Annotated in this window: 6 protein-coding genes; 5 read left to right on the top strand and 1 reads right to left on the bottom strand. The window is 57.2% G+C overall.

The window, feature by feature from the left end; translation table 11 throughout:
* The first annotated feature begins 322 nt into the window (after nucleotides 1–322).
* The 4 genes from ACF8AM_RS24210 (at nucleotide 323) to ACF8AM_RS24195 (ending at nucleotide 4,556) form a co-directional block, all read left to right on the top strand.
* Nucleotides 323–553 carry a hypothetical protein gene (locus tag ACF8AM_RS24210; RefSeq protein ID WP_392558117.1) on the top strand — a complete coding sequence of 77 codons (231 nt, stop codon included), beginning with the start codon at nucleotides 323–325 and terminating at the stop codon, nucleotides 551–553.
* An 81-nt stretch (nucleotides 554–634) separates the two neighbouring features.
* A complete protein-coding gene (locus tag ACF8AM_RS24205) occupies nucleotides 635–1,465 on the top strand; it encodes a TatD family hydrolase (RefSeq protein ID WP_392558116.1) in 831 nt (276 codons plus the stop codon).
* Between the two features lie 157 nt (nucleotides 1,466–1,622).
* On the top strand, nucleotides 1,623–2,387 hold the full coding sequence (locus tag ACF8AM_RS24200) for an ABC transporter ATP-binding protein (protein WP_392558115.1): 765 nt from the start codon (nucleotides 1,623–1,625) through the stop codon (nucleotides 2,385–2,387).
* A gap of 3 nt (nucleotides 2,388–2,390) precedes the next feature.
* Nucleotides 2,391–4,556 (top strand): ABC transporter permease subunit/CPBP intramembrane protease, encoded by a 2,166-nt coding sequence (locus ACF8AM_RS24195; RefSeq protein WP_392558114.1) that lies wholly within the window; start codon nucleotides 2,391–2,393, stop codon nucleotides 4,554–4,556.
* Nucleotides 4,557–4,823: 267 nt separating this feature from the next.
* On the opposite strand, the gene ACF8AM_RS24190 is transcribed toward ACF8AM_RS24195, so the two are convergent.
* Nucleotides 4,824–5,726, bottom strand: coding sequence for an alpha/beta hydrolase (locus ACF8AM_RS24190; RefSeq protein ID WP_392558113.1), 903 nt, complete (start codon nucleotides 5,724–5,726; stop codon nucleotides 4,824–4,826).
* Between the two features lie 351 nt (nucleotides 5,727–6,077).
* Between ACF8AM_RS24190 and ACF8AM_RS24185 the strand changes: the two genes are divergently transcribed.
* Nucleotides 6,078–7,081 (top strand): PQQ-binding-like beta-propeller repeat protein (locus tag ACF8AM_RS24185; protein WP_392558112.1); only part of this gene is annotated, 1,004 nt, incomplete at its 3' end.

The following is a 7,081-nucleotide window of genomic DNA, read 5'->3' as shown; positions in this document are numbered from 1 at the left end:
CACCTCATCGGGATTGGGTTGATTCACTTGAGCGAAGGCGAAATCGCAGTGGCAAACGCACGCCAAGAGCATCGACGTGAAGACGGGGATCAGGTTTTTGTTCATCAAACAGACTTCTGAGAGGGAAAGGGCAACGATCCCATCATAGGCATCGTGGAAGCATCGCGTGAACAGGCAGTGGGATGGGATTCCTGTCTGTGTTGGACGGAACGCCGAAAGTAACTTCCTACTCGCTTTACCTGCAACTTGTTTGCAAGTAGGATTTTGTCATTCACGGGACATCACCGCCAGTGGGCACCAATTTTGGGGAGACTCGACCGTCATGCAAAAACCACAGGAAGTGCTGGACAGCTACTATCTCGAGGCTCGGTGTCAATTGCTAGAAATCGCCGCCCTGCTCGATCGGTTCGATCGCTCTTGCGAAAGCGATGTCGATCGGCCCGACGATGGACGCATTGATTTGATGTACGAATCGTTGACGTTGCTATCGCAGCGAGAAGGCACGGCGAACCGGAGCGAACGTCTGTTGAACCTGTTTTCCGATCCCGAGTGATTCCGTCCCTAATCAAATCCCCCCCAGTGAAATCCACCCAGTGAAATCGCTCGATGAGCGTGACCGATTGCGAGTGACACCATGCAAATCATCCAACCGCATTACCACGGCATTGCACGCACCGCCCAGGATTACGAGCGGATGGCGATGTCGGGCGTTGTTGCTGTCGCCGAGCCTGCGTTTTGGGCGGGATTCGATCGTGCCTATCCCGAAACCTTCATCGACTATTTTCGGCAAATCAGCGAATTCGAACCGACGCGGGCCGCCGAGTACGGGATCCGGCATTTCTGCTGGGTCGGGGTGAATCCCAAGGAAGCGGAGAACCCGAAACTCAGCTTCGAAGTGCTGAAGAAGATGCCCGAGTTCTTTCAAAAACCGACTGTGCTTGGCGTTGGTGAGATCGGCTTTCACAAAACGACGAAGAACGAGGAGCAGATTTTCGAGGCCCAGGTGCAAATGGCGATCGACCACGATCAGCTCATTCTGATTCATACGCCACACCTGCAAGACAAGGCCCGGGGCACACGGCGAACACTCGACGTGCTGCGAAACATGAATGTCGATCCCCAACGGGTATGGATCGACCATGTCGAGGAACACACCATCCGCGAACCACTGGAACAGGGTTACTGGGTTGGGTTGACGCTGTACCCGATCACGAAGTGCTCACCGCGACGGGCGGTGGACATCATCGAGATCTATGGTCACGAGCGTCTGCTGATCAATTCGTCGGCGGACTGGGGACCGAGCGATCCGTTCACGTTGCAAGAGTGCATTCAAGATTTTCGTCGCCGCGGTCATTCGGTCCAAGAAGAGATTGAGATTTTCCACAACAACCCGTGTCGCTTCCTGGGGCAATCACCGAACTTTGACATCGAGCCGGTACTTTTGGAAACGGCCAGTATTGCGTAGTTGACGAGGCGACGAGTCCCGTGCGTGAGGAAGGACTCGTCGCCTCGTCCACTACAGTTCATGAAGGACTCGTTGCCTCGCCCACTACGGTTCAGGTCCTCGGGAAAAACGCATCGAAAAGCGTCGCGAATCCGATCGACCTTTCAAGGAGCACAACATGATTGAACTCGACGCACTGACAAAGGTCTACGACGAAGATGTCGTCGCCGTCGATCAGTTGTCGCTGTCCGTTTCGCCTGGCGAAGTGTACGGATTGCTCGGGCCCAACGGCGCTGGCAAGACGACGACGCTGAGGATGATCCTGGGTTTGCTGCCTCCGACCAGCGGCGATGCAAGGATTCTCGGTTGCACCGTTTCAAGCGAACCGTTGCGAATCAAACGGCTGATCGGATTGGTCTCGGCCAGCGCCGGACTGTATCAATGGCTGACGCCTCGCGAATTGCTCCGGTACTTTGCCGTCGGGTTCGGCTTGAATGAAGAACAAACTGTTCAGCGGATCGCGGAACTGTCAGAGCGGATGGACTTGGGACGTTACATCGACCGTCGCTGCGCCACACTCAGCACCGGCCAAGCCCAACGAGTCAACCTGGCTCGCGCACTCGTCCACGATCCGCCCGTCGTTCTTCTGGACGAGCCAACACGTGGATTGGACGTGGTCGGTGCCAAGGTTGTCATTGATTTTGTCGGGCAGCTTCGGGAATCGGGTAAAGCGATCATCGTTTGCACGCACCAACTGGAAGAGGCGGAGCGTTTTTGCGATCGGTTCGGACTGCTGTATCGCGGCAAACTGAAGTACGAGGGGACGCTGCCAGAATTGAAACACGAAACGGGGCAAGGTTCCTTGGTGGACATCTTCTTGGAACTGATGCGGGACGACCCGGTGAGCACAGACAACGAAAAGGAGCCGGCGTTTGCGCGGTAGATTATGAACGACCAACCGACCGATCCGATTACGCCGAACTTGCCCGCCCCCGAGCCCGTTCCCGACAACGCGTCCTATTCCTTGGCTCAACAAATCGAGTTCACTCGCAAAGAGCTTCGGGAAACTCTGCGAGACCGGCGCACGATCGTCACTCTGATCGCGATGCCACTGTTGCTGTACCCGCTGCTCGGTTTCGGGCTGCGTTTCATCGCCTTTCAACAACCCAGCGAGTCTCAGCCTGAGTACCGGCTGGCGATCGAAACCGAAGCCGAAGCGTTGTGGTTGTCCGAAGCGTTGCAGTTTGGGAGCTCACAATTGGCCCCTTCGGACGATCCGGACGTCGAACCTGACCTGCAGGTGCTGATGCCCGAAGACCGGTCGCAGTTCGACATGGAGTCCGCGGTGAACGAGTTCGCCGCCGACTTGGGAGTCCATGTTGAATGGAATGATGACGACGATGGGAACCGCAGCGCGGTCGTGCAGATTGTCGAGAACGAAGGTTCATTGCAGAGCCGCGACGCAGCGGACTACATCCAGCGGCGATTGTCCGCCGCCAACATCGCGTCGATTCAAAACTGGGCCAAACAACGCGGCCAAGACCTTCCGATTCCAATCCAGCAAACACGCACGCAAATCACACTCGAAGAGACCGGATCGGCGGTCTTGGGATTGTTGCCATTAGTTTTGTTGTTGATGACGGTGACCGGTGGTGTTTATCCGGCGATCGACCTGACCGCCGGCGAGCGTGAACGCAACACGATGGAAACGTTGATGGCGTTTCCGGTGCCGCGGTTTCGATTGCTCGCGGCCAAGTACGTGGCGGTGGTGACGGTCACGATGCTGACCGGGTTGATGAACCTGTTGGCCATGAGCGTGACGTTGTATGCCCTGCAGTTGGACGTCGCGCTGCTCGGTGACGATGGATTCACGATCGGCCTGGCTGCGAAACTGTTCCTTGCCCTGACCGCGTTTGCGTTGTTCTATTCCGCCGTGCTGTTGCTGCTGACCAGCTCGGCACGCAGTTTCAAAGAAGCCCAAGCCTACCTGATCCCGTTGCTGTTGATTTCAATCGCACCGGGTTTGGTCATCCTGATGCCCGGTTGGAACTTGGCGGGCGGAACCGCTGCGATCCCCTTGGTCAACATCTTGCTGCTCGCGCGAGAGTTGCTCGAAGGAACGGTGCAATTGCTCCCCGCGATGGTCGCGATCATCTCCACCGTGTTTTACGGCGCAGCCGCTCTTGCGCTCGCGGCGCAGGTCTTCGGCAGCGACGCGGTGGCGGTGGGCAGTCGCGGACGATGGCACGATTTACTGCGGCGTCCGAACGACATCTCCGCATTGCCGTCATTGACGCTCGCTCTTTCGACTTTGGCGTTGTTGTTCCCGATGTACTTCATCGTTTCGGGAATCCTGGCTCGTGGTGAGGCCCAGCCAACGGCTCGCTTGGTCACTTCCGCCGTGATGACGATTGTTCTTTTTGTGGGCGTTACGTTGGTTTTGCTTGGTTGGCAACGAGTCTCGCGGATTCAGGGATTGGGTCTGAAGAAGGTGGCCTGGCCATACTTGATCGCCGCGTCGCTTTTTGGGTTGGCAACGTGGCCATTGGTCTTTGAATTGGTGGTGCTTGCCCAGGGCATCGGAATTCGCGGATTTGATCCGGAACAAATCGACAACGTTGAGGCTCTGTTGTCGGCATGGAAACAAGTGCCCCTCGTGGTGGTCGTTCTGTGCTTAGGTGTTGTGCCTGGTGTTTGCGAGGAGGCCTTTTTTCGCGGCTTCCTATTCAATGGACTGAAGCAACATCTGGGTGCTGTCGCCACGATTGCGGTCTCCGCCATTTCCTTTGGTTTGTTCCACGTTGTCTTGTCCGGCGGTGCCGCCCCAGAACGGATTCTACCGAGCACTGCGATGGGAGTGCTGCTTGGTTGGATTGCCTGGAAAAGCGACAGCGTGATCCCCTCGATGATCCTTCACGCCGTCCACAACAGCACGCTCTTGATAGTCGTGCAATCGCGCGACCTACTGGCGCGATGGAGCATCGGACAAATGGAGCAAGAGCACCTACCATTGTGGTGGCTTGCGTTTTCCGCTTCCGTGTTGGTTGCCGGAATCGTGCTGGTTCGTTTTTTCATACAGAACAGAGTTCCAGGGGAAGCCCAAGCAGCTTGATGCCTGCAGCCTGCTCCTCGACTGTTGAAGTCATCATGGCTCTGAACGCCGACTTGCGAGCTCCTGAAACAAGCCACAACAGACTGATTCACCGAAGGATTCCGCCCCGCGAAGGACACCGCATCTGGCGGTGACTCACGTTCACGACTGAACCAGGTTGCCACATCGTGGCGGTTGCCTTCGTGCGTTCATGCTTCGCAAAACGATCTGATCGATCCCAGGGGACCGCTCGTTGTTGTCCCGGGCCTTCTGCGAGAGCCAGGCACCTCACTGCTTTGCGATGGAATCGACCGCAAATTTCACAAGCGTCGCAGGGTCCTTCAGTGAGTGCGGGTGATGGCCCAGGCCGGGTCGTCGGAGTTCTTGGATCGGGCCGCCGTGTTCTCGGTAGCGCCGGACCAACAAGTCACTGTTCTCACTCGGCGGGACAACGTTGTCCGCTTCGTTGATCATGGCAAAGATAGGCACGCCCACTTTGGCAAGTTGATCCAATCGATGCAGCGGTCCATCGTCGATCGCCTCCGTTTGTTCTTCCGTCAATTGATAGGCGTCCAAACAAGTCTTCCATGCACGTGGCGCACCAATGCCGTCTCCTTTGCCACCTGGCCACGAGCGGATGTCCATGACCGCGTTGTCGACATAGATGCCGCTGACTTTGCTTGGATTGGCAGATGCCCAACGCATCACAATCAACCCACCACGACTCATCCCTTCCAACAACGGCTTGGGGTGCAAACCGATCTGCTGGCTGAATTTGTAAAACTGATTCCAACGCTTGAGCGCGGTTTCGTTGCCAAACAGGTCCGCGACATCGCAGTAACAGACGTGCCACCCCTGTTTCAACAAAGCCACGTCGAGTTGCGGTTCGTGACCCCAGAACCGAGCTCGCCAAATCCAAGGTGCATTCTCGGCGGACGTTGCAGGGCTGACCAACTTACATGCCACTCCGCCGACTTCGAATTCATGTTGGACAAACCCATGAAAATCGCTGACGGACACCTGGACCCCAGGTTGCTTTCCAAGTTGACCCGCGGGAGAGTCCTCCGCAACCGTTGCCGGCTGATTTAAACCAACCGATTCGTCGCCAACCACCACAACTGGCGAGAGGATGCAGAGAACGACCACCAGACAGAACGGATGGGACAGGCGAGAGTTGTTTGGTTCGAGCATGGTCGGCAACGATTGAGGATGCGAGGTAGGAACGGAGCATTCCCGAAGATCGATGTGGTCCGGGGGATTTGAAAACACGTTTGCTTTCCCCTTTCCATTCCATACGAAGATACACCAACCGTCACCGGGTGTCCTTCACACCCGACCAGATCGGATGAGGACGACCAGCATCACTGTCTTATGATCGAGGGTGGGCATTTTCTCGCAGAGAATCCAGAAGCTCCAAGCACGCCCCAAAAGCATTGACATCCCTTGCCGGACCTCCAACACTGGTCATGTCAACCGTTGGGCCGTACTCCGGAACCGGTCGTTGGCGTCGAAGCCTCCTCCGCCCAATGCACAGGCAGCCCCATGACGACCGAAAGACTCCGCCACCATTTCTACTGTTTGGCTCTTCTCGCCGTGGGGCTGCATGCGACGATCGCGGTTGCGCAGGACTGGCCCTCGATCCGAGGCCCCCAGCATGACGGTTCCGCCTCCTGGGGCGACAAAGAACTCGCCCAGGGACCACTGCAACTGAAAGTGGTTTGGAAGCAGCCGTTCGGAAGCGGCTATTCCGGAATCGTGAAGTCAGGTGATCGCCTGGTCTCGGCGATGGCCGATGTGGCTGCCGACCAAGAGTACGTGGTCGCCATGTCGGCCAGCACGGGTGACATGCTCTGGAAGACACCGACCGGAAAGGTGATGAAGGGAGCAAACGGGTCGTGCGACGGCCCCGTGTCGACACCCGCCGCCGATGAAACTCAGGCCTATCATCTTTCGCCGTTTGGCATCCTGGCGGCTTATGACCTGACGGACGGGAGCGTCGTTTGGCAGCATGATTTGAAGAAGGAGTATTCCGTCGAGCCGAACTTCTACGGATTTGGAACGTCCCCCATCGTTCACAACGGAGTGCTGATTCTGCCGGTCGGATCGCCAGAAGGAGCAGTGATGGGATTCGATACGAAGACGGGCCAAGTCGCGTGGAAGGCGGGCCAGGATCAGGCCGCGTTTCAATCGGCCGTTTCGATGAAACTGGCGGGAGAGACCACCATTGTCGTCGCCTGCAACACCACGTTGTTTGCGATTGCCCCGGCGACAGGAAAGGTCATTTGGTCCCGGCCTCACGGTGGTGCCTCAGGCGAACCGGTGGCGGCAGTCGTCCCTGTTCCGCTGCCGGGCGACGGGCTGTTTTTGAACGACAGTCGTGATGGATCGACCGGCTTGAATCTTCATGCGAACGGGGCGAGGGAACGTTGGTCAGGAAGAAAGATTCGCAACACGTACTGCGTGCCGGTGATGTCGGGAGGGTTACTCTGTTCGTATTCCTCTCGGTTTTTGGTCGCCGTTGATCCCGAGACCGGCGATCAGGCCTG

The organism is Rhodopirellula sp. JB055 (genome assembly GCF_043100905.1).
Classification (GTDB): Bacteria; Planctomycetota; Planctomycetia; order Pirellulales; family Pirellulaceae; genus Rhodopirellula.
Note: the sequence above shows the minus strand (reverse complement) of the source record. Positions and strands in the feature narration are given on the sequence as shown.

What these genes read in the sequence shown, in the direction of transcription:
- ACF8AM_RS24205 (WP_392558116.1), top strand. Translation starts at nt 635, where the DNA reads ATGCAAATCATCCAACCGCATTACCACGGCATTGCACGCACCGCCCAG.
- ACF8AM_RS24200 (WP_392558115.1), top strand. Translation starts at nt 1,623, where the DNA reads ATGATTGAACTCGACGCACTGACAAAGGTCTACGACGAAGATGTCGTC.
- ACF8AM_RS24210 (WP_392558117.1), top strand. Translation starts at nt 323, where the DNA reads ATGCAAAAACCACAGGAAGTGCTGGACAGCTACTATCTCGAGGCTCGG.
- ACF8AM_RS24190 (WP_392558113.1), bottom strand. Translation starts at nt 5,726, where the DNA reads ATGCTCGAACCAAACAACTCTCGCCTGTCCCATCCGTTCTGTCTGGTG.
- ACF8AM_RS24195 (WP_392558114.1), top strand. Translation starts at nt 2,391, where the DNA reads ATGAACGACCAACCGACCGATCCGATTACGCCGAACTTGCCCGCCCCC.